Genomic DNA, 21,891 nt, shown 5'->3' on the forward strand with positions numbered 1-21,891 from the left:
TAGGATAACGCAATTCGCCGCGCCTCAGCGGGGCGGCAACTTGCGCAGGCGTTCGAGAATTTCCTGCACCACCAGGCGTGGCGGCCGCTCGTCGGTCTCCACCACCACGTCGGCGATTTCACGGTAGAGCGGGTCGCGCAGGTCCATGAGATCGCGCAGGATCTGCCCCGGGTTTGGCTTCTGCAGCAAGGGCCGGTTGCGGTCCCTGGCCGTCCGCGCGATCTGGTGCTCGACCGAGGCATGCAGGTAGACCACCCGTCCGCCGGCACGCAGAATCTGGCGATTACCGTCGCGCATCACCGCGCCGCCGCCGGTGGCGATGACCATTCCGTCGGTGGCGCAGAGTTCACTGAGCATCGCCTGCTCGCGCTCGCGGAAACCGGCCTCGCCCTCGACATCGAAGATCCATGGGATATTCGCGCCGCAACGCTGTTCGATCTCCTTGTCGGAGTCCTTGAACGCGAGATGCAGCTCCTTGGCGAGCAGGCGCCCGATGGTGCTCTTTCCAGCACCCATCGGGCCGACGAGGATCAGGTTGACCACGTTGTTCGATATCAGCGACCGATTGCGATGGCCTGATTATTCATGATCCGCGGTGTCAGGAAAACCAGAAGTTCGTTTTTCACGTCCGAGACCGTATCACGCCGGAACAGCCGCCCCAGGTAGGGCAGGTCGCCGAGGAACGGCACCTTGTCCACCGACTTGCTCTGGGTGTTGCTGAATACACCGCCGATGACGATGGTCTCGCCGTCATTGACCAGGATCTTGGCATTGACCTCGTTCTTGTTGATCGGCGGTACTCCGTTCAGGGCACGATCGAAGTCCGGCGCGTCCTTGGTGACCTTGACCTCGACGATGATCCGGTTGTCCGGCGTGATCTGCGGGGTCACCTCGAGGGACAGTGCGGCCTCCTTGAAGGAGGTACTGGTGGCACCGCTGGAGCTGGCCTCCTGGTACGGCACTTCCTGGCCCTTGAGGATCTTCGCGGTTTCCTTGTCCGAGGTCACGACCTTGGGCTGGGAGACGATCTCGCCGTTGCCGGTCTTTTCCATCGCCGACAGTTGCAGGTCGAGGATGATGTTGTCGGTGATGAAGCCGATACCGATCCCGGAAGTGGCATCCTTCGCGCCAATATCGACAAACGGCGACGGCGACTTGTTGGTGCCCACGGTGGGGAAGCTACAGTTGCCGGCGATGGGACCGCAGTTCAGGCCTTCCTCGTCCTTGATCCCCATATTGCCGTCCTTGCCGTAGGCATTCCAGTTGCCCTTGTGGTAGGCACCGCCCCAGCGCACGCCGAGGCTCTTGTCGTAGCCGACGTTGGCTTCGACGATGCGCGCCTCGATCATCACCTGGCGTACCGGGATGTCCAGTTGCGAAACGATCCGCCGCAGCTCATCCAGGCGATCTTGCGGCTGGTAGGCGATGATGCTGTTGGTGCGGTCGTCCACGGTGATCGAGCCGCGCCCGCCTTCCTTGCCTTCCGCACCGCCCTCGCTGGTCACCGACTGGAACAGCTTGGCGATGTCCGCCGCCTTGGCGTAGTTCACCTGGATCAGCTCGCGACGCAGCGGCGCCAGTTCGGCGATCTGCTTCTGCGCTTCCAGCTCCTGACGCTCGCGTGCGGCGATCTCGTCGGCCGGCGCCACCAGCAGCACGTTGCCGAGCTTGCGCTTGTCCAGGCCCTTGGTCTTGAGCACGAGGTCCAGCGCCTGGTCCCACGGCACATTCTGCAGGCGCAGGGTGATGTTGCCCTGCACGGTATCCGAGGCCACCAGATTCAGATCGGTGAAGTCGGCGATCAATTGCAGCACCGACCGCACGTCGATGTCCTGGAAGTTCAGCGACAGCTTCTCACCGGTGTAGGCGAAGTTGTCCTTCTTGCGCCGCTCGGCGTCGTCCGCGGTCATCGGCTTGATGCTGACGGTCAGGCGATTGTCGGTCTGGTAGACCAGGTAGTCGTAGAGCCCGCTCGGCTCGATGGTGATGCTGGTACGGTCGGATTGCGCACTGGCGTTGACGAACTGCACCGGGGTGGCGAAGTCCTTGACGTCCAGGCGAACCCGCAGCGCGTCGGGCAGCTGGGTCTTGGCGAAGTCCAGGCGGATCTTGCCGCCCTGCTCCTGGATATCCGGGCTCAGCGTCGGGTCGGAGAGGTCGATGACCACATTGCCCTCGCCCTTCTCGCCGCGTTGGAAGTCGATATTGCGGATCGCGCGGCCCGCCGGCACGTACGGCTTGGGCTTGATCGGCTGGGCGTAGCTGGCCGGAGCCGGGCTCGCCTTGACCGGAGCGGCGGAAGCGACGCTGGCGCCGGCCGGCGAATTGCCGACCACCACGAACAGGTTGTTGCCCTCCACCCGGGTGGTGTAGGACGACAGCGTGGTCAGGTTGATGATCAGCCGTGTGCGGTCCTTCGCCTCGACCACCGTGACGCTGCGTGTATTGCCCACGCTCAGTTCGCGGTTCTTGGTGCCGAGCTTGTTCTGCACCCCCGGCAGGTCGAGGGCGATCCGCGCCGGCTGCTCGATGGTATAGCCGCGCGGCGTGGCGACGGGCTGGTCGAACTGCAGCTTGAGCTCGACCCGGTCTCCGGGCAGCGCCGCCACGTCGAGTTTCTCCAGGTCCGCGGCGAGCAAGGCCGGCGCGAACATGGCGGCCAGCAAAGCGATCCCGAGGCGCGAGAGGCCACTGTTCATCGTCCGACTCCGTTGTACAGACTGCTGTTGGTTATGCATGTTTTTCCCCGCCCTCAGGAGCGTTCCTTGAGAGTCAGGCTGCGCGGACGCTCCAGCCAGTTCCCCTCTCCGTCAGGAACGATTTCGATCACGTCTATTTTTCCTTCGCTGATGCCGACGACCTTGCCGTCGTTGCGCCCCAGGTAGTCCCCGACCCTCACCCGGTGCACGCCACCCGCCCCCTTCACCAGGGCGAAGGTGCCCTGGGCATTGGACAGGGTGCCGACCATCTCGAAGGTTTCGATGTTGAAGCCTTCCAGGAACTGCTTGACCCGCGTCTCGTCGGGCTTGATCACCTTGTTGCCCTTCTGCCGCACCGTCAGGTCGATCTTCACCGGCGGCTGGAACGGACTGCGCAGCGATGCGGCGCTATAGGTAAAGGCCTCGTACGGCTGGAACTTCGGCAACGGCTCGATGGTGCCCTTGGGACGCGCCCGTACCTCGTCCATGTAGGTCTGCAGGTCGGCGAAGTCGGAGCCGCCGCCGCATCCGGCCAGGCTGGCGAGCAGCAGGCTGCTCATGATCAGACGGGCTCTCATTTCTTCAGCCCCTTGTCGTTGTAGCGGTAGGTCTTGGCCAGGATGCTCATGCGCAGCTTGGACGTACTGCCGGGCGCGACCGGCTTGATCTCGAAGTCATGCAGGGTGACGATCCGCGGCAGACTGGAGACGCCGCTGACAAAGGTCGCCAGGTCGTGATAGCCACCGACCACGCTGATCTGGATCGGCAGCTCGATGTAGAACTGCTGGGTGACCTCGGGGAGCAGCTTGATCTCCTCGAACTCCAGCCCGCTGCCCAGTCCGGTGCGAGTGATGTCCTCGAGCAGGCCGGGCACCTCGGTGTCGCTGGGCAGTTGCCGCAGCAAGGCGCCGAAGGACTCTTCCATCTCCTTCATCTGCGCCTTGTAGGCTTCCAGGTTCGCGGCCTGGAAGGCCTTGGTGGAGAACTGCTGCTTGAGCGTCTCCTCCTCCGCGGCCTGCTGCTCCAGCTGCGCCTGCATGTCGCTCAGGTGGAAGTTGTAGCCCAGCGCAAGCACCGCCGCGGTCAGCAGCACGCAGACGATGACCTTGACCGCCGCCGGCCAGGAACCGATGTTGTTCAGGTCGAGATCGTTGATGTCGATCTTGCGCAGACTTTCCAGGGAACTGGCCAGACTCATTTCTTGGCTCCTTGCGCAACCCCATTCTTGGCCTTGGCATCCTGCTCGCCCGGCTGCGTCTGCTGCACGGTCAACTGGAACACGTTGGCCTGGTCCACCGCCCCCTGGGTCACCGCCTTGACCTCGTTCAGGGTCGGCGCGGTCAGCCATTCGGACGCGTCCATGTTGCGCATCAGGTTGGAGACACGGTTGTTGGACTCGGCCGCGCCGGCGATGGCGATATTCCTGCCGGTCATCTTCAGGTCGGTGAAATACACGCCGTCGGGCAGCGTGCGCACGAGCTGGTCGAACACCCGGCCGATGATCGGGCGGTTGCCCTGCAGGTCCTGGATGATCTTCATCCGCTCGAGCAACTGCTGGCGGCGCGACTTCAGCTCGCTGATCTCCTTGATCCGCGCGTCCAGCACGACGATTTCCTTGCGCAGGAAGTCGTTGCGCGCATTCTGGTTCTCGATGGCGGCGGTGAAGTACTGGTCGCCGAGGAACACCAGGGCCGCCGAGGCCACCAGCACGCCACCGAGGATCACCAGGAACTGCTGCTTGCGCTGCTCGCGCAGCTCTTCGCGCCAGGGTAGAAGGTTGATCCGTGCCATCAGTCGAAACTCCTCAACGCCAGGCCGCAGGCGATCATCAACGCCGGCGCGTCGCTGGCCAGGGCGCCGGCGTTCACCTTGCCGTTCAGCGCCATGTCGGCGAACGGGTTGGCGACCAGGGTCGGGGTGCCGATCTTCTGCTGGATCAGCCGGTCGAGGTCCTGGATCGACGCCGTGCCGCCCGCCAGGACGATGTAGTCGACGTCATTGAACTGGCCGGCGGCGAAGAAGAACTGCAGCGAACGGGAAACCTGCTGGACCACGGCGTCCTTGAACGGACGCAGGACTTCGCTGTCGTAGTCATCCGGAAGACCACCCTGCTTCTTGGCGAGACCGGCTTCCTCCACCGAAAGCCCGTAGCGCCGCTGGATCTCCTCGGTGAGCTGGCGTCCGCCGAACAACTGCTCGCGGGTATAGATGGTGCGGCCGTTGTGCAGGACGCTGAGCGTTGTCATGGTCGCGCCGATGTCCACCACCGCCACGGTCAACTGGTCGGTGTCGGCACCCAACTGACTGCTCAGCAGCGCATAGGAACGCTCCAGCGCGTAGGCCTCGACGTCGACCACCTTGGCGGTCAGGCCGGCCAGCGCCAGGGCCGCTTCGCGCACCTCGACGTTCTCTTTCCGACAGGCGGCCAGGAGCACGTCCACGCGCTCGGGATTGCGCGCGGAAAGACCCTGGACCTCGAAGTCGATGGCGACCTCCTCCAGCGGATAGGGGATGTACTGGTCGGCCTCGATCTTCAGCTGGTTTTCCAGTTCGTCCTCGGAAAGCCCGGCCTCCATCTCGATCGTCTTGGTGATCACCGCCGAACCGGCGACGGCCACCACGGCCGATTTCAGGTTGGTTTTCGCCTTGACCAGCACCCGTGACAACGCCTGGCCGACCCCTTCCAGCTCGACGATGTTCTTTTCCACGACTGCGTTCGGCGGAAGCGGCTCGACGGCATAGGCCTCCACTTTGTAGCGGCCTCCGGAGCGGCTCAACTCAAGGAGCTTTACCGAGGTCGAACTGATGTCGATCCCCAGTAAGGTATTCGCTTTCTTTTTTATGAGCCCTAGCACGACCAATTCCCTATTAGCGTTCAATACTTACGAACGATTCTTCTTTTTTCACATTAGATACCAGAGCTGAAGGCCAGGCAAATGGCTAGGTCACAGAAAAATTGCTTATAATGTGAACAGCTTTTGCCTTTTTCCTGTCCTATTCGCTTAACTCTTTCTTTTTCCTGGAAATCCGAATCTACCCATGCGCCTGCTGAAGTTCCTGTGGTGGACTTGCGTCACCCTGATTTGTGGAGTGCTGCTCAGTTTCAGCGGCGCCTATCTCTATCTGAGTCCCAGCCTGCCCTCGGTGGAGGCTCTGCGTAACGTCCAGCTGCAGATCCCCCTCAAGGTCTACAGCGAGGACGGCAAGCTGATCTCCGAGTTCGGCGAGATGCGCCGGACCCCGATCCGCTTCGCCGACATCCCGCAGGACTTCATCCATGCCCTGCTGTCCGCCGAGGACGACAATTTCGCCAACCATTATGGCGTCGATGTGAAAAGCCTAATGCGCGCCGCCGCGCAATTATTGAAAAGCGGTCACATCCAGACTGGCGGCAGCACCATCACCATGCAGGTGGCGAAGAACTACTTCCTTACCAATGAAAGAAGCTTCTCGCGAAAGATCAATGAAATCCTCCTGGCCCTGCAGATCGAGCGGCAGCTGACCAAGGACGAGATCCTCGAGCTCTACGTCAACAAGATCTACCTGGGCAACCGCGCCTATGGCATCGAGGCTGCCGCACAGGTCTATTACGGCAAGCCGATCAAAGACTTGAGCCTGGCCGAGATGGCGATGATCGCCGGTCTGCCGAAGGCGCCCTCGCGCTACAACCCGCTGGTCAACCCGACCCGCAGCACGGAGCGGCGCGACTGGATCCTCGAGCGCATGCTCAAGCTCGGCTTCATCGACCAGCAGCGTTACCAGGCCGCCATCGATGAGCCGATCAACGCCTCCTACCACGTGCAGACCCCCGAGCTGAACGCGCCCTACATTGCCGAAATGGCCCGCGCCGAGATGGTCGGCCGCTATGGCAGCGAGGCCTACACCGAGGGCTACAAGGTCATCACCACGGTGCGCAGCGACCTGCAGAACGCCGCCAGCCAGTCGGTCCGCGACGGCCTCATCGACTATGACCAGCGCCACGGCTACCGCGGCCCGGAAACCCGCCTGCCGGGCCAGACGCGCGACGCCTGGCTCAAGCATCTCGGCCAGCAGCGCAGCATCGGCGGCCTGGAGCCGGCGATCGTCACCCAGGTGGAAAAGAGCGGGATCATGGTGATGACCCGCGACGGCAAGGAAGAAGCCGTGACCTGGGACAGCATGAAGTGGGCGCGCCCCTTCCTCAGCAACAACAGCATGGGCCCGTTGCCGCGCCAACCCGCCGACGTGGCCCAGGCCGGCGACCAGGTCCGCGTGCAGCGCCAGGAAGACGGCACCCTGCGCTTCGTGCAGATCCCCGCCGCGCAGAGCGCGCTGATCTCCCTCGACCCGCAGGACGGCGCGATCCGCTCGCTGGTCGGCGGCTTCTCCTTCGAGCAGAGCAACTACAACCGCGCGATCCAGGCCAAGCGCCAGCCGGGCTCCAGTTTCAAGCCGTTCATCTACAGCGCTGCCCTGGACAACGGCTTCACCGCCGCCAGCCTGGTCAACGACGCGCCCATCGTGTTCGTCGACGAGTACCTGGACAAGGTCTGGCGACCGAAGAACGACACCAACACCTTCCTCGGCCCGATCCCGCTGCGCGAAGCCTTGTACAAGTCCCGCAACATGGTCTCGATCCGCGTCCTGCAGGGCGTGGGCATCGAGCGGGCGATCAGCTACATCACCAAGTTCGGCTTCCAGCGCGACGAACTGCCGCGCAACTTCTCCCTGGCCCTGGGCACCGCGACGGTGACGCCGATGGAGATCGCCGGCGCCTGGAGCGTGTTCGCCAACGGCGGCTACAAGGTCAATCCGTACGTCATCGAACGCATCGAAAGCCGCGATGGCCAGGTGCTGTACCAGGCCAACCCGCCCCGCGTGCCGGTGGAGGAACAGGCCGCTGCGCAGGATACGGAAGACGCCGGCAATCCTGGCGAGCCGGAGGCTCCGGAGAGCGCCGAAGGCGAGGGTTCGATCGAAGCCCAGCAGGTCGCCGCCAACGCTCGGACCACCTTCGAGCCGACCCCGGCGGAGCGGATCATCGACGCCCGCACCGCCTACATCATGACCAGCATGCTGCAGGACGTGATCAAGCGCGGCACCGGGCGCCGCGCCCTGGCGCTGAAGCGCACCGACCTGGCCGGCAAGACGGGCACCACCAACGACTCCAAGGACGGCTGGTTCTCCGGCTACAACTCCGACTACGTGACCAGCGTCTGGGTCGGCTTCGACCAGCCGGAGACCCTGGGTCGCCGCGAGTACGGCGGCACCGTCGCGCTGCCGATCTGGATCAGGTACATGGGCTTCGCCCTCAAGGACAAGCCGATGCACACCATGGCCGAGCCGCCAGGCATCGTCAGCCTGCGCATCGATCCGGTCACCGGCCGCTCTGCCGCGCCGGGCACGCCCGGCGCCTATTTCGAGATGTTCAAGAACGAAGACACCCCGCCCTCGGTCAATGAACTGCCGCCGGGCAGCTTCCCCGGCAGCCCGCTGCCGGACGACGAAGGCGCGCCGATCGACCTGTTCTGAACCGGCGCCTGCGCTTCGTTGGCGACGACGGAGCGCGAGGCGCAGGCAAAAAGAAACCCCGCCAAGGCGGGGTTTCTTTTTATCCGGCTTATCCGACGGCTCGATCAGCCGTTGAAGACGTCATCCACCGATTTCAGCGGATAGTTCTTCGGATACGGCAGGGTCGCCACGCCGGTCTCGATGGCAGCCTTGGCCACGGCATCGGACACCACGCTGATCAGGCGCTTGTCCATCGGCTTCGGAATGATGTACTCGCGGCCGAATTCCAGCCTGTCCACGCCATAGGCGGCGCAGACGTCCTCCGGCACCGGCTGCTTGGCCAGGTCGCGCAGGGCCAGGGCGGCGGCGATCTTCATCTCTTCGTTGATGCGCGTGGCGCGCACGTCCAGGGCACCGCGGAAGATGAAGGGGAAACCGAGCACGTTGTTGACCTGGTTCGGATAGTCGGAACGACCGGTGGCCATGATCACGTCGTTGCGGGTGGCATGGGCCAGTTCCGGCTTGATCTCCGGGTCCGGGTTGGAGCAGGCGAACACGATCGGGCTCGGCGCCATGCGCTTGAGATCTTCCGGCTCCAGCAGGTTGGCGCCGGACAGGCCGACGAACACGTCGGCGCCATCCAGGGCGTCGGCCAGGGTGCGCTTGTCGGTCTCGGTGGCGAACACCGACTTGTACTGGTTCAGGTCGTCGCGGCCGGCGTGGATCACGCCCTTGCGGTCGATCATGTAGATGTTCTCGACCTTGGCGCCCATGCTCACCAGCAGCTTCATGCAGGAGATGGCGGCGGCGCCGGCGCCGAGGCAGACGATCTTCGCGTCTTCCAGCTTCTTGCCGGCCAGCTCCAGCGCGTTGAGCATGCCCGCCGCGGTAACGATGGCGGTGCCGTGCTGGTCATCGTGGAACACCGGGATGTCGCACTGCTCGATCAGCGCGCGCTCGATCTCGAAGCACTCGGGAGCCTTGATGTCCTCGAGGTTGATGCCGCCGAAGGTGATGGAGATGCGCTTGACGGTATCGATGAAGGCCTGCGGGCTTTCGGCGTCGACCTCGATGTCGAACACGTCGATGCCGGCGAAGCGCTTGAACAGCACACCCTTGCCTTCCATCACCGGCTTGGAGGCCAGCGGGCCCAGGTTACCCAGGCCGAGAATCGCGGTGCCGTCGGAGATCACTGCCACCAGGTTGCCCTTGCCGGTGTACTGGTAGGCCAGCTCGGCATCGCGGGCGATTTCACGCACCGGCTCGGCGACACCCGGGCTGTAGGCCAGGGACAGGTCCCGGGCGGTAGCGGTGGGTTTGGTCAGCTCGACACTCAGTTTTCCCGGACGGGGTTGTGCGTGATATTCGAGGGCAGCGGTTTTAAGATCGGACATTTGGGCACTTCCGCTTTATTGCTTGTTGGACAGACGGGGCGACCGAGCATACGCAAGAAGACGACGCCCCACAAGATCGTCAGGACCCGGCTGTCAAGACCTCTAGCGTACGACTTTAAGCCAATCGCCCGGTCGGGGTTCACCGCTCGGATAAAGGTCATTCAGCAGACGCAGACGAGCCACGGAGTCACTCAATGACCCCTCGCCACCAGCCGCCAATTGCTCCAGCGTCTGCCCCGCCTTGACCTGCACCAGGTGCAGGCGTCGCGGCTGCGCCAGGGCCCGCTCCTTGTCGCGCAGCGGACGGAAGCTGCGGATCACGCCGAGGAAACGGTCGTCCTGGGTCTCCAGGGAACCGACCTTGACCACGCCGACGAACAGGTAGGCCCGGTCGCCCTGGTAGATCACCGCCACCCGCCGCGCCGGGTTGCCTGGCACCACCGCCGTGTAGCCGTTCAGCCCGGCCTGCTGCAGCGACTCTTCCCGGGCCAGCCGTTGCCCGGCGTTCTTGCGCAGGAACTCCGCGGGCGTCAGGCGGGCATCATGGGGCACCAGCTTCATGCCGATGAACGACTGCTCGTCCGCCGGATAGCCGAGCAGGGCGCTCGGCTGGTTGAGGATCTTCCAGCCCGCCGGATAGCTCAGGGTGAAGTCCAGCTCGGCATGGTAGAAATTCTGCCCGCGACGCACCCCGGCCGCGGCCGAGTCGCCGAAGGGCAGGCCCTCCAGGTGGCGGAGGAACACGTCGCGGCCGACTTCCTGCTGTCCGTTGGCCAGTTGCCGCGCCGGACCGACCACCTGCTGCAGGCGCCGATCATTGTCCGGGTGGGTGTCGAACAGGCCGTGGTAACCGCCGGCCTGCACCGCCTGGCCATTGCGCGCCGCCTCCGCGCGGGCGAAGTCTTCCTGGTTCTTCAGCACCCGCACCACCTGGATCATCGCCGTCGGATCGTAGCCGGCGCGGGCCAGGTACTGGGCCCCCAGCCCATCGGCCTCCAGCTCCATGTCACGGCCATAGCCGCGGACGAAGGCGGTGCCGAGCACGTTCGCCAGGTCGCCGGCGGCACCGACGCCGGTACCGATCGCCACCGCCTGGCCGAGGATGTTCCAGGCGCTGGCCTGGCTCTGCTGGCGCACGCTGTGACGCGCCGTGACGTGGCCGACCTCGTGGCCGAGCACCGCGGCCAGCTCGGCCTCGGAGCCGAGGTAGGCGATCAGTCCGCGATGGATATAGATGTAGCCGCCCGGCAGGGCGAAGGCGTTGATGTCCGGCGAGTCGATGACGGTGAAGTGGTACTGCAGGTTGCTGCGATGGCTGCTGCGCGCGACCCGCTCGCCGACCCGCTGCACGTAGGCCTGGAGTTTTTCGTCATTGTAGCGGGGGAACTGCTTGAGGATTTCCTGGTTGTAGCGAGCGCCCATGCCGAGCTCCTGCTGCTCGCTCATCATCACGAAGTCGCTCTTGCCGGTGGCCGGGTTCACCGCGCAACCGCCCAGCGTCGCGACTCCCAGCACCAGCATCAGGAGCCAGACGATCCTCATGGAAGCCACTCCAGCATCGCCGGGTCGGTCACCGACAACTGCCAGCGCGCCTTGCCGGCCGGCACCGCGCCCCGCCGGGAACGGTCGACCACCCAGCCACGCACTTCCAGAGAACGCCCCGCCATCTGCATCACCCGCTTCGCATCGAATGCCTTGAGCACCTTCGGCTCGATCCGCAGGACCAGCGGACCGTCCATTTCCAGCCAGATGCCACCCCGGTTGCGCTCGACCTCGAGCACCCGTCCGCGAACCACGGCGAAACCGCTCTGCGACAGTTGCTCCGCCGACAGCACCGGCGAACGCTTCCACACTCCCAGATTAGCCGATCGCGCGGCACGTTCAGCGGCTTGCTGACAGGCCGTCAGCTCGGTGTTCGGCGCCACCGCCACCAGGTAGCCGAGGCCTTCGCCGAGCAGGCGCGCCTCGAGATTGCCGCCACTGGCGTCGAACAGGTGCGCCAGGGTCCGGCCGTAGTGATCGCGGGCCTGACGCCCCGGCTGCAGGCCGAGACGCCCGCCGCCGGCCGTCACCAGCGCCTGTAGGCGCTGCTTCGCGGCTTCGGCATAGGGTTCGGTGGTACGGCCGTTGTGCGCCAGTTCAGGCGCGTTGATGCCGATCAGCCGCACACTCCGGCCGTCGCGCAGGCGCACGGTGTCACCGTCCACCACCCGCGCCACCTCGACGCTCTGCAAGGTCCCGGTGGGACGGCAGGCCTCCGCCGCGCCGGCGGCGACAGAAATCACGGACATGAAAAAGGCGCCCACCAGGGACGCCTTTCTCGATACAGCGACAAGAAGCATTGCGCGCGTTCGCGGCAAGCGGCTTACTTGGTGGCGCCGAATACGCCGAAACGCTGCTTGAAGCGGTCGATACGGCCGCCGGTGTCCAGCACCTTCTGCTTGCCGGTGTAGAACGGGTGGCATTCGGAGCACACGTCCAGGTGGATCGGCTTGCACAGGGTGGAACGGGTCTTGATGACGTTACCGCAGCTGCAGGTAGCTTCGATAGCTTCGTAAGCCGGATGGATGTCCGCTTTCATGATTTGATCCTCGGGGCGTTGTGTGCCGCCACCCAGCGCTTTTACCGGGCACCGCACGTAATTAAGGGCGTGGATCATACCAGACCGTTTCATCTATGCAAGCGACCCCGCCCGCCGGTCGTCTGCTAACATCGCCGGCCCGGTCCTCGTTTCCTTCATCCCCGGAAGCCGCTGAGTGTCAGACCTGATCCTACGCCTCGCCCTGCCTTCGCCCCTCCGACGCCTGTTCGACTATCGGGCGCCACGCGGGATTCCACGCAGCGCCCTGCAACCGGGGATACGCCTGCTGGTGCCGTTCGGGCGCCGCGAGATGATTGGCGTTCTGATAGAGGTGACGGACCGTTCCGAAGTGCCGGAGGACAAGCTCAAGCCGGCGCTCAGGGTGCTCGACGCCAAGCCGCCGATGCCCGCCCACCTGCTCGAGCTATGCCGCTGGACCGCCCAGTACTACCAGCACAGCCTCGGCGACAGCCTGTCCTGGGCGCTGCCCAACCTGCTGCGCCAGGGCGAGCCGGCCGAGGCCCGCCAGCAGCGTTTCTGGCACGCCGTCGAGCAATCCAGCCTCGACGACCCGCGCCTGGCCCGCGCGCCGCGCCAGCGTCAGGCCCTGGCGATTCTCAAGCAGCATCCGCACGGGGTTTCCCATGAGTTGCTGAACCAGCTGGAGATAAACAAGGACAGCCTCGACCTGCTCAAGGAAAAAGGCCTGGTCGAACTGGAGGTGCGGCGCCACAGCACCCCGCCGCGCGAAGGCGGCTGGCTGGCCCAGGCGGAGCTGCCGCTGAACCCCGAGCAGCGCGCCGCCTTCGAGGCGGTCCGCGCCAGCCACGGCAGCTTCCACTGCTTCCTTCTGGCTGGCGTCACCGGCAGCGGCAAGACCGAGGTCTACCTGCAACTGATCCGCGAGACCCTGGCCGCCGGCCGCCAGGCGCTGGTACTGATTCCCGAGATCAACCTCGGCCCGCAGACCCTGGCCCGCTTCGAGCGGCGCTTCAACGCGCGCATCGCCCTGCTGCACTCGGCCCTGACCGACCGCGAGCGCCTCGACGCCTGGCTCGCCGCACGGGATGGCGAGGCCGATATCGTCATCGGCACCCGCTCGGCGCTGTTCACTCCGCTGAAGCGTCCGGGACTGATCATCGTCGACGAGGAACACGACGCCTCCTATAAACAGCAGGACGGCCTGCGCTATCACGCCCGCGACCTGGCGCTGGTGCGTGCGCGCCTGGAGAACGTGCCGATCCTGCTCGGCTCGGCCACTCCCGCCCTGGAAAGCCTGCACAACGCCCAGGCCGGCCGCTACGGCCTGCTGCGCCTGACCCAGCGCGCCGGCGGTGCCCAACCGCCGAAGTTCATTCGCCTCGACGTGAAGAGCATGCCGCTCGACGCCGGGCTTTCCCGGCCCCTGCAACAGGCCATCGGCGACACCCTGGCGGCCGGCCAGCAGGTGCTGGTGTTCCTCAACCGCCGCGGTTTCGCCCCGACCCTGCTGTGCCACGACTGCGGCTGGATCAGCCAGTGTCCGCGCTGCGACGCGCGGATGACCGTGCACCAGGGCAGCGGTGAGCTGCGCTGCCACCACTGCGACCATCGCCAGCGCCCACCGATGAACTGTCCGCAATGCGGCAAGCTCGACCTGCGCCCGGTGGGCGCCGGTACCGAGCGCGCCGAGGAGCGCCTGCGGATTCTATTCCCACATCATCCGGTGCTGCGCATCGACCGCGACAGCACCTCGCGCAAGCACGCCATGCGCGACCTCTTCGCTACCATCAACAGCGGCGAGCCATGCATCCTGGTCGGCACCCAGATGCTCGCCAAGGGTCATCACTTCCCGCGGGTCACCCTGGTGGCGATCCTCGACGCCGATGGCGGCCTGTTCTCCGCCGACTTCCGCGCCAGCGAACGCATGGCCCAGCAGATCGTCCAGGTCGCCGGCCGCGCGGGGCGCGCCGAGGAACCCGGGCGGGTACTGATCCAGACCCACCTGGCCGACCACCCGCTGCTGGTCCAGCTCACCGAAGACGGCTACTTCGCCTTCGCCGAGCAGGCCCTCAGCGAGCGCCGCGCCGCCGGCCTGCCGCCCTTCGCCCACCTCGCCCTGCTGCGCGCCGAGGCGCACAAGCCGGGCCAGGCGGAAGCCTTCCTCGACAGCGCCTGCGGCGCCGCCGAGCAACTGCTGGAGCAGATCGGCGGTCCGGAGGTGGAACTGCTCGGACCGGTGCCGGCGCCCATGGAGCGGCGCGCCGGCAAGCACCGCGCGCAGTTGCTGCTGCAGTGCATGAGCCGGGCGCCGTTGCACCGCCTGCTGGCGCCCTGGCTGCAAGCCCTCGAACAGCTACCCGGCGGACGCCAGGTACGCTGGTCGCTGGACGTGGATCCGATCGACCTTTTCTGATGGGCGTCCAGGAAGACACCCCACTTGACAGGGGTCAGGCGGAACCAGCGACGCCAGGCGCAAACTGTCGGCTGATCGCTGCAACGGTTGGCAACATCTGTCCACCCACGGATAATGCGCGGTTCTGAGCCTCGACCGGCCACCCTGCGCACCCCGCGGGGACTGAACTCCGGAGCGCCGCATCCGCCGGCCCTTCCACTGCCTGACCGTCGCGCGCCGCCCCCTCTGCCCGCGAGCACGGAGAGAACGATGAAAGACACGATTCGCCAGCTGATCCAGCAAGCCCTCGACCAACTGACCGCGGACGGCACCCTGCCCGCCGGCCTGACCCCGGACATCCAGGTGGAGAACACCAAGGACCGCAGCCACGGCGATTTCGCCAGCAACATCGCGATGATGCTGGCCAAGCCGGCCGGCATGAAACCGCGCGACCTGGCGACCAGGCTGGTCGAGGCGCTGCCCGCCCACGAGCAGTTGGCCAAGGTGGAAATCGCCGGCCCCGGCTTCCTCAACTTCTTCCAGGACCACGTCTGGCTCGCCGCCAGCCTCGACCGCGCCCTCGCCGACGAGCGTCTCGGCGTGCGCAAGGCCGGCCCGGCGCAACGCGTGGTGATCGACCTGTCCTCGCCGAACCTGGCAAAGGAGATGCATGTCGGCCACCTGCGCTCGACCATCATCGGCGACGCCGTCGCGCGCGTCCTCGAGTTCCTCGGCGACACGGTGATCAGGCAGAACCACGTCGGCGACTGGGGCACCCAGTTCGGCATGCTGCTCGCCTACCTGGAAGAGCAGCCGGTGGACGCCCAGGCCGAGCTGCACGACCTGGAGGTCTTCTATCGCGCGGCGAAGAAACGCTTCGACGAGTCTCCCGAGTTCGCCGACCGCGCCCGCGAACTGGTGGTCAGGCTGCAGGCCGGCGACCCCGACTGCCTGCGCCTGTGGACGCGCTTCAACGAGATTTCCCTGTCGCACTGCCAGAAGGTCTACGACCGTCTCGGCGTGAAACTGAGCATGGCCGACGTCAAGGGCGAGAGCGCCTACAACGACGACCTCGCCCAGGTAGTCGCCGACCTGACCGCCAAGGGCCTGCTCACCGAGGACAACGGCGCGCTGTGCGTCTTCCTCGAGGAGTTCAGGAACGCCGAGGGCAATCCGCTCCCGGTGATCGTGCAGAAAGCCGGTGGCGGCTACCTCTATGCCACCACCGACCTGGCCGCCATGCGTTATCGGCACAACGTGCTGCACGCCGACCGCGCGCTGTACTTCGTCGACCAGCGCCAGGCCCTGCATTTCCAGCAGGTATTCGAAGTGGCGCGGCGCGCCGGCTTCGTCCCGGCCGACATGGAGCTGGAGCACATGGGCTTCGGCACCATGAACGGCGCTGACGGGCGTCCGTTCAAGACCCGCGACGGCGGTACGGTGAAGCTGATCGACCTGCTGGAAGAAGCCGAGAGCCGCGCCTATGCCCTGGTCAAGGAACGCAACGAGCAGCGCGTCGAGCGCGGCGAGGAGCCGTTCGACGAGGCCCAGCTGCGCGAGATCGGCCGGGTGGTGGGTATCGACTCGGTGAAATACGCCGACCTGTCCAAGCACCGCACCAGCGACTACAGCTTCAACTTCGAGCTGATGCTCAGCTTCGAAGGCAACACCGCGCCCTACCTGCTCTACGCCTGCACCCGCGTGGCCAGCGTGTTCCGCAAGCTCGGCCAGGGCCGCGAGCAACTGGGCGGCAGGATCGTCCTCGAACAGCCCCAGGAGCTGGCCCTGGCCGCACAACTGGCGCAATTCGGCGACCTGCTCAACAACGTCGCGCTCAAGGGCGTTCCGCACCTGCTTTGCGCCTACCTGTACGAGCTGGCCGGACTGTTCTCCAGCTTCTACGAGCACTGCCCGATCCTCACCGCCGAGGACCCGGCGCAGAAGGACAGCCGCCTGCGTCTCGCCGCGCTGACCGGCCGTACCCTGGAACAGGGCCTGGAGTTGCTCGGTCTGAAGACCCTGGAACGCATGTAATCGAACCCGCCCGAACAGGAGTCCGGGAACCCCCATGGCAAAGAAGAAACCCGCCCCCAAGCGCGGCGCCAGCCGCTACCAGGCGCCCGCCGCGAAGAACGGCGTTCCCGGCTGGGTCTGGCTGGTCGCCGGACTGGCCATCGGCGGCTTCATCATGTTCCTGATGAAGCTCGAACCCGGGCGCAAGGACGTCCAGCGCGAACGCCCGGATGCCCAGCGCCCGGCCACCGTGCAGGGCAAGCAGCCGCAGCAGCAGAACGCCCAGGCCCAGCAACCGGCGCAGACGCCGGCCCAGGCCAAGCCGAAGTACGAGTTCTATACCTTGCTGCCGGAGTCCGAAGTCGTGGTGCCGCCCGAAGCGGTACCGGAAAAGGCCCCTCCGCCGCCCACCCCCGCCGAACTGGCCAAGGCCGACGAAGCGCGGGCCAAGGCCGCCCTCGCCGGCCAGGTGCCGCCGCCGCTGCCCAAGGCGGTGGTCGCCGCCAGCACCCAGTTCTTCCTGCAGGCCGGCTCGTTCCGCAAGCAGTCCGACGCCGACCGCGTGCGCGCGCAGATCATCCTGCTCGGGCAGTCGGTGAACGTCGAGGCCGGCAACGTCCGCGACGAGACCTGGTACCGGGTGATGGTCGGCCCCTTCAACAGCCGCGACCAGTTGTCCCAGGCGCAGAAGACGCTGTCCTCCAACGGTTTCAGCAACCTCCTGTTACAGCAACGCAAGGCCCGCTGAACGCGGGCCCCGCGCCGGGCGTCCCGACGCACGGCGCGGGGCGCGGTTGAAAAGCCGCGGATCGCCCCTATATCTCCCAGCATTCCGGGCATCCGGCCCCGCAGTGTGGAGATCTCCCCCTTGACCACCATCGTATCTGTCCGCCGCAACGGCAAAGTCGTCATGGGCGGCGACGGCCAGGTTTCCCTGGGCAACACCGTGATGAAAGGCAACGCCAAGAAGGTCCGGCGCCTCTACCACGGTCAGGTCCTGGCCGGCTTCGCCGGTGCCACCGCCGATGCCTTCACTCTGTTCGAACGCTTCGAGCAGCAACTGGAGAAACACCAGGGGCACCTGGTCCGCGCCGCCGTCGAGCTGGCCAAGGACTGGCGCACCGACCGCTCCCTGAGCCGTCTCGAAGCCATGCTGGCAGTCGCCAACAAGGACGCCTCACTGATCATCACCGGCAACGGCGATGTGGTCGAACCCGAACACGGCCTGATCGCCATGGGCTCCGGCGGCGGCTTCGCCCAGGCCGCGGCCCTGGCCCTGCTGCAGCACAACGCCGAGCTGAGCGCTCGGGAAGTCGCCGAGACCGCGCTGAACATCGCCGGCTCGATCTGCGTCTTCACCAACCAGAACCTGACCATCGAGGAGCTGGACAGCGCCGTCTGAGGCGCGCGTCCCCCGCTGGAGTAAACGAATGTCCATGACGCCCCGCGAGATCGTCCACGAACTCAACCGCCACATCATCGGCCAGGACGACGCCAAGCGCGCCGTCGCCATCGCCCTGCGCAACCGCTGGCGGCGCATGCAGCTGCCGGCCGAGCTGCGCGCCGAGGTGACGCCGAAGAACATCCTCATGATCGGCCCCACCGGCGTCGGCAAGACCGAGATCGCTCGGCGCCTGGCGCGCCTGGCGAACGCGCCGTTCATCAAGGTCGAGGCGACCAAGTTCACCGAGGTCGGCTACGTCGGCCGCGACGTCGAGTCGATCATCCGCGATCTCGCCGACGCCGCGGTGAAGATGCTCCGCGAGCAGGAGATCCAGAAGGTCAAGTACCGCGCCGAGGACGCCGCCGAGGAGCGCATCCTCGACGCCCTGCTGCCCGCCGCGCGTCCCGCCATGGGCTTCGGCGACGAGCCGGCGCGCGAGGACAGCAACACCCGCCAGCTGTTCCGCAAGCGCCTGCGCGAAGGCCAGCTGGACGACAAGGAAATCGACATCGAGGTGGCCGACAATCCGGCCGGCGTCGAGATCATGGCTCCGCCCGGCATGGAGGAGATGACCAACCAACTGCAGAACCTGTTCTCCGGCATGAGCAAGGGCAAGAAGAAGACCCGCAAGCTGAAGGTCGCCGATGCCCTGAAGATGATTCGCGACGAGGAGGCGGCGCGCCTGGTCAACGAGGAAGAGCTCAAGGCCCGCGCCCTGGAAGCGGTGGAGCAGCACGGCATCGTCTTCATCGACGAGATCGACAAGATCGCCAAGCGCGCCAACGCCGGCGGCGCCGACGTCTCCCGCGAGGGCGTGCAGCGCGACCTGCTGCCGCTGATCGAGGGCTGCACGGTGAACACCAAGCTGGGCATGGTCAAGACCGACCATATCCTGTTCATCGCCTCCGGCGCCTTCCACCTGAGCAAACCGAGCGACCTGGTCCCGGAACTGCAGGGCCGCCTGCCGATCCGCGTGGAACTCAAGGCCCTCAGCCCGAACGACTTCGAGCGGATCCTCACCGAGCCGCACGCCTCGCTCACCGAGCAGTACCGCGAGTTGCTCAAGACCGAGGGCCTGGGCATCGAGTTCGCCGAGGACGGTATCAAGCGTCTCGCCGAGATCGCCTGGCAGGTCAACGAGAAGACCGAGAACATCGGTGCCCGGCGCCTGCATACGCTGCTCGAGCGACTGCTGGAAGAGGTGTCGTTCAGCGCCGCAGACCTGGCCAGCGAGCACAGCGACAAGCCGATCCGGATCGACGCCGGCTACGTCAACAGCCACCTGGGCGAACTGGCCGAGGACGAGGACCTGTCCCGCTATATCCTCTGACCGCCGTTCACCGCCGCCACGGCCCGCCCGTGGCGGCGGGCCGGCTTGCCCCGAAGCGGGGTATCCTTGTGCTCCGCCCTTCCGCGAGTCCGATGCGATGCGTATCCCTTCCGCCATCCAGTTGCACAAAGCCTCGAAGAAACTGACCCTGCGCTACGGCGAGGAGAGCTATGACCTGCCCGCCGAGTTCCTTCGCGTGCACTCGCCCTCCGCCGAGGTCCAGGGCCACGGCAACCCGGTGCTGCAGTACGGCAAGCTGAACGTCGCCCTGGTCGGCGTCGAGCCGGCCGGCCAGTACGCGTTGAAACTGAGCTTCGACGACGGTCACGACAGCGGTCTGTTCACCTGGGACTATCTCTATGAACTGGCGACCCGCAGGGATCAGCTATGGGCCGAGTACCTGGTCGAGCTGGCCAGCGCCGGCAAATCCCGCGACCCCGACGAGTCGGTGGTCAAGCTGATGCTCTGAAACGTGGCGCCGCGTGCCCTCCCGGGGTACACGGCGCCGACGGATTTTTCCCCGCTGCCCCGTACGAGGGCACGTCATTTGCAACATTCGCCCCGCAGACTGCCAGACCAGACATCCGGTCGGCGCGCTCGCCACGGCGAATGACCTATCCTGCGCGACAGCGACGCTCTAGTCCGCAGGTTGGCTCCCCGCCCGCCCGAACGCTCCGGTCACCGCCGCTTCTGCCAGCTTGCACGCCAGCGGAAACTCGCGTAACCAAGACGGTGCAGCCCCCTTGTCCGGGTCCTTCCCTGGCGTGTGTCCGCCCCGCCCTGAGTCGTGCGGGTGGGCTGGTAGTCGAGCAGTAGCCGGCCGGACAGCCCGTCCGTCGGCTTCGTTGCGGTCCCCTGTTTCGCCTCGAACAATGGAGCGTTGCCGATGAGTCAGAAGAACAATAACGAGCTTCCCAAGCAAGCTGCGGAGAACACCCTCAACCTGAACCCGGTGATCGGCATCCGCGGCAAGGACCTGCTCACTTCCGCGCGCATGGTCCTGCTTCAGGCCGTCCGCCAGCCACTGCACAGCGCCAGGCACGTGGCGCACTTCAGCCTGGAACTGAAGAACGTGCTGCTTGGCCAGTCGGAGCTGCGTCCCGCCGACGACGACCGGCGCTTCTCCGATCCGGCCTGGAGCCAGAACCCGTTGTACAAGCGCTACATGCAGACCTACCTGGCCTGGCGCAAGGAACTGCAGAGCTGGATCAGCCACAGCGACCTGTCGCCGCAGGACGTGAGCCGCGGCCAGTTCGTCATCAACCTGCTGACCGAGGCGATGTCGCCGACCAACAGCCTGAGCAACCCGGCGGCGGTCAAGCGCTTCTTCGAGACCGGCGGCAAGAGCCTGCTGGACGGTCTCGGACACCTGGCCAAGGACCTGGTGAACAACGGCGGCATGCCCAGCCAGGTGGACATGGACGCCTTCGAGGTGGGCAAGAACCTCGCCACCAGCGAAGGCGCGGTGGTGTTCCGCAACGACGTGCTGGAACTGATCCAGTACCGCCCGATCACCGAATCGGTGCACGAGCGGCCGCTGCTGGTGGTGCCGCCGCAGATCAACAAGTTCTACGTCTTCGACCTGTCGCCGGACAAGAGCCTGGCGCGCTTCTGCCTGCGCAACGGCGTGCAGACCTTCATCGTCAGCTGGCGCAACCCGACCAAGTCGCAGCGCGAGTGGGGCCTGACCACCTACATCGAGGCGCTCAAGGAGGCCATCGAGGTGGTCCTGTCGATCACCGGCAGCAAGGACCTCAACCTGCTCGGCGCCTGTTCCGGCGGAATCACCACCGCGACCCTGGTCGGCCACTACGTGGCCAGCGGTGAGAAGAAAGTCAACGCCTTCACCCAACTGGTCAGTGTGCTCGACTTCGAGCTCAATACCCAGGTCGCCCTGTTCGCCGACGAGAAGACCCTCGAGGCCGCCAAGCGCCGCTCCTACCAGTCCGGCGTGCTGGAGGGCAAGGACATGGCCAAGGTATTCGCCTGGATGCGCCCGAACGACCTGATCTGGAACTACTGGGTCAACAACTACCTGCTCGGCAACCAGCCGCCGGCGTTCGATATCCTCTACTGGAACAACGACACCACACGCCTGCCCGCCGCGCTGCACGGCGAATTCGTCGAGCTGTTCAAGAGCAACCCGCTGAACCGCCCCGGCGCCCTGGAAGTGTCCGGCACGCCCATCGATCTCAGGCAGGTGACCTGCGATTTCTACTGCGTCGCCGGTCTGAACGATCACATCACCCCCTGGGAGTCATGCTACAAGTCGGCCAGGCTGCTGGGCGGCAAGTGCGAGTTCATTCTCTCCAACAGCGGCCACATCCAGAGCATCCTCAACCCACCGGGCAACCCCAAGGCGCGCTTCATGACCAACCCGGAACTGCCGGCCGAGCCCAAGGCCTGGCTGGAGCAAGCCGGCAAGCATGCCGACTCCTGGTGGCTGCACTGGCAGCAGTGGCTGGCCGAGCGCTCCGGCAAGACCCGCAAGGCGCCCGCCGGCCTCGGCAACAAGACCTATCCCGCCGGCGAAGCCGCGCCCGGCACCTACGTGCACGAACGATGA

General features: G+C 65.9%; 18 protein-coding genes. 8 read left to right on the top strand and 10 right to left on the bottom strand.

What is annotated here, in order from left to right:
- Positions 1 to 24: 24 nt before the first annotated feature.
- The 6 genes from aroK to pilM are packed head-to-tail and all read right to left on the bottom strand — an operon-like array spanning position 25 to position 5,554.
- Positions 25 to 543: a shikimate kinase AroK gene (aroK, locus tag B7D75_RS26135; RefSeq protein WP_003148769.1), complete on the bottom strand. Its 519-nt coding sequence runs from the start codon at positions 541 to 543 to the stop codon at positions 25 to 27.
- Between the two features lie 11 nt (positions 544 to 554).
- The gene (pilQ, locus tag B7D75_RS26140; protein ID WP_053814716.1) at positions 555 to 2,699 is read right to left on the bottom strand and encodes a type 4a pilus secretin PilQ; all 2,145 of its coding nucleotides are present in this window, start codon (positions 2,697 to 2,699) and stop codon (positions 555 to 557) included.
- A gap of 53 nt (positions 2,700 to 2,752) precedes the next feature.
- The gene (gene pilP, locus B7D75_RS26145; RefSeq protein WP_034082521.1) at positions 2,753 to 3,277 is read right to left on the bottom strand and encodes a type 4a pilus biogenesis lipoprotein PilP; all 525 of its coding nucleotides are present in this window, start codon (positions 3,275 to 3,277) and stop codon (positions 2,753 to 2,755) included.
- A complete protein-coding gene (gene pilO, locus B7D75_RS26150) occupies positions 3,274 to 3,897 on the bottom strand; it encodes a type 4a pilus biogenesis protein PilO (protein WP_024916549.1) in 624 nt (207 codons plus the stop codon). The genes pilP and pilO overlap by 4 nt, the downstream gene beginning before the upstream one ends.
- On the bottom strand, positions 3,894 to 4,490 hold the full coding sequence (pilN, locus tag B7D75_RS26155) for a type 4a pilus biogenesis protein PilN (RefSeq protein WP_003148777.1): 597 nt from the start codon (positions 4,488 to 4,490) through the stop codon (positions 3,894 to 3,896). Before pilN ends, pilO begins: the two co-directional genes overlap by 4 nt.
- Positions 4,490 to 5,554, bottom strand: coding sequence for a type IV pilus assembly protein PilM (pilM, locus tag B7D75_RS26160; RefSeq protein ID WP_003110888.1), 1,065 nt, complete (start codon positions 5,552 to 5,554; stop codon positions 4,490 to 4,492). The genes pilN and pilM overlap by 1 nt, the downstream gene beginning before the upstream one ends.
- A gap of 184 nt (positions 5,555 to 5,738) precedes the next feature.
- Here pilM and B7D75_RS26165 point away from each other — a divergent pair, with 184 nt between their 5' ends.
- Entirely contained in the window at positions 5,739 to 8,210 is a 2,472-nt protein-coding gene (locus B7D75_RS26165; protein ID WP_012077723.1) for a penicillin-binding protein 1A, read from the top strand.
- A gap of 104 nt (positions 8,211 to 8,314) precedes the next feature.
- On the opposite strand, the gene B7D75_RS26170 is transcribed toward B7D75_RS26165, so the two are convergent.
- The 4 genes from B7D75_RS26170 to rpmE form a co-directional block, all read right to left on the bottom strand.
- Positions 8,315 to 9,583: a malic enzyme-like NAD(P)-binding protein gene (locus B7D75_RS26170; protein WP_107114570.1), complete on the bottom strand. Its 1,269-nt coding sequence runs from the start codon at positions 9,581 to 9,583 to the stop codon at positions 8,315 to 8,317.
- A 102-nt stretch (positions 9,584 to 9,685) separates the two neighbouring features.
- Positions 9,686 to 11,125 (bottom strand): M48 family metalloprotease, encoded by a 1,440-nt coding sequence (locus tag B7D75_RS26175; protein WP_033999924.1) that lies wholly within the window; start codon positions 11,123 to 11,125, stop codon positions 9,686 to 9,688.
- Positions 11,122 to 11,874 (bottom strand): thermonuclease family protein, encoded by a 753-nt coding sequence (locus B7D75_RS26180; RefSeq protein WP_439795064.1) that lies wholly within the window; start codon positions 11,872 to 11,874, stop codon positions 11,122 to 11,124. Before B7D75_RS26180 ends, B7D75_RS26175 begins: the two co-directional genes overlap by 4 nt.
- 74 nt (positions 11,875 to 11,948) lie before the next feature.
- Entirely contained in the window at positions 11,949 to 12,164 is a 216-nt protein-coding gene (gene rpmE, locus B7D75_RS26185) for a 50S ribosomal protein L31 (RefSeq protein ID WP_003148783.1), read from the bottom strand.
- A 175-nt stretch (positions 12,165 to 12,339) separates the two neighbouring features.
- Here rpmE and B7D75_RS26190 point away from each other — a divergent pair, with 175 nt between their 5' ends.
- The 7 genes from B7D75_RS26190 to phaC all read left to right on the top strand — a co-directional run bounded on the left by B7D75_RS26190 (position 12,340) and on the right by phaC (position 21,891).
- The gene (locus tag B7D75_RS26190; RefSeq protein ID WP_043100577.1) at positions 12,340 to 14,559 is read left to right on the top strand and encodes a primosomal protein N'; all 2,220 of its coding nucleotides are present in this window, start codon (positions 12,340 to 12,342) and stop codon (positions 14,557 to 14,559) included.
- A 249-nt stretch (positions 14,560 to 14,808) separates the two neighbouring features.
- Entirely contained in the window at positions 14,809 to 16,572 is a 1,764-nt protein-coding gene (argS, locus tag B7D75_RS26195; protein WP_043100575.1) for an arginine--tRNA ligase, read from the top strand.
- Between the two features lie 34 nt (positions 16,573 to 16,606).
- Positions 16,607 to 17,299, top strand: a complete 693-nt coding sequence (locus B7D75_RS26200) for an SPOR domain-containing protein (RefSeq protein ID WP_012077727.1) — start codon at positions 16,607 to 16,609, stop codon at positions 17,297 to 17,299.
- A gap of 120 nt (positions 17,300 to 17,419) precedes the next feature.
- On the top strand, positions 17,420 to 17,953 hold the full coding sequence (gene hslV, locus B7D75_RS26205) for an ATP-dependent protease subunit HslV (RefSeq protein ID WP_003095852.1): 534 nt from the start codon (positions 17,420 to 17,422) through the stop codon (positions 17,951 to 17,953).
- 28 nt (positions 17,954 to 17,981) lie between these two features.
- A complete protein-coding gene (gene hslU / locus B7D75_RS26210; protein WP_012077729.1) occupies positions 17,982 to 19,325 on the top strand; it encodes an ATP-dependent protease ATPase subunit HslU in 1,344 nt (447 codons plus the stop codon).
- 97 nt (positions 19,326 to 19,422) lie between these two features.
- Positions 19,423 to 19,794, top strand: coding sequence for a gamma-butyrobetaine hydroxylase-like domain-containing protein (locus B7D75_RS26215; protein WP_012077730.1), 372 nt, complete (start codon positions 19,423 to 19,425; stop codon positions 19,792 to 19,794).
- A gap of 417 nt (positions 19,795 to 20,211) precedes the next feature.
- On the top strand, positions 20,212 to 21,891 hold the full coding sequence (gene phaC / locus B7D75_RS26225) for a class II poly(R)-hydroxyalkanoic acid synthase (RefSeq protein ID WP_012077732.1): 1,680 nt from the start codon (positions 20,212 to 20,214) through the stop codon (positions 21,889 to 21,891).

The organism is Pseudomonas paraeruginosa, assembly GCF_003025345.2.
GTDB classification, from domain to species: Bacteria; Pseudomonadota; Gammaproteobacteria; order Pseudomonadales; family Pseudomonadaceae; genus Pseudomonas; species Pseudomonas paraeruginosa.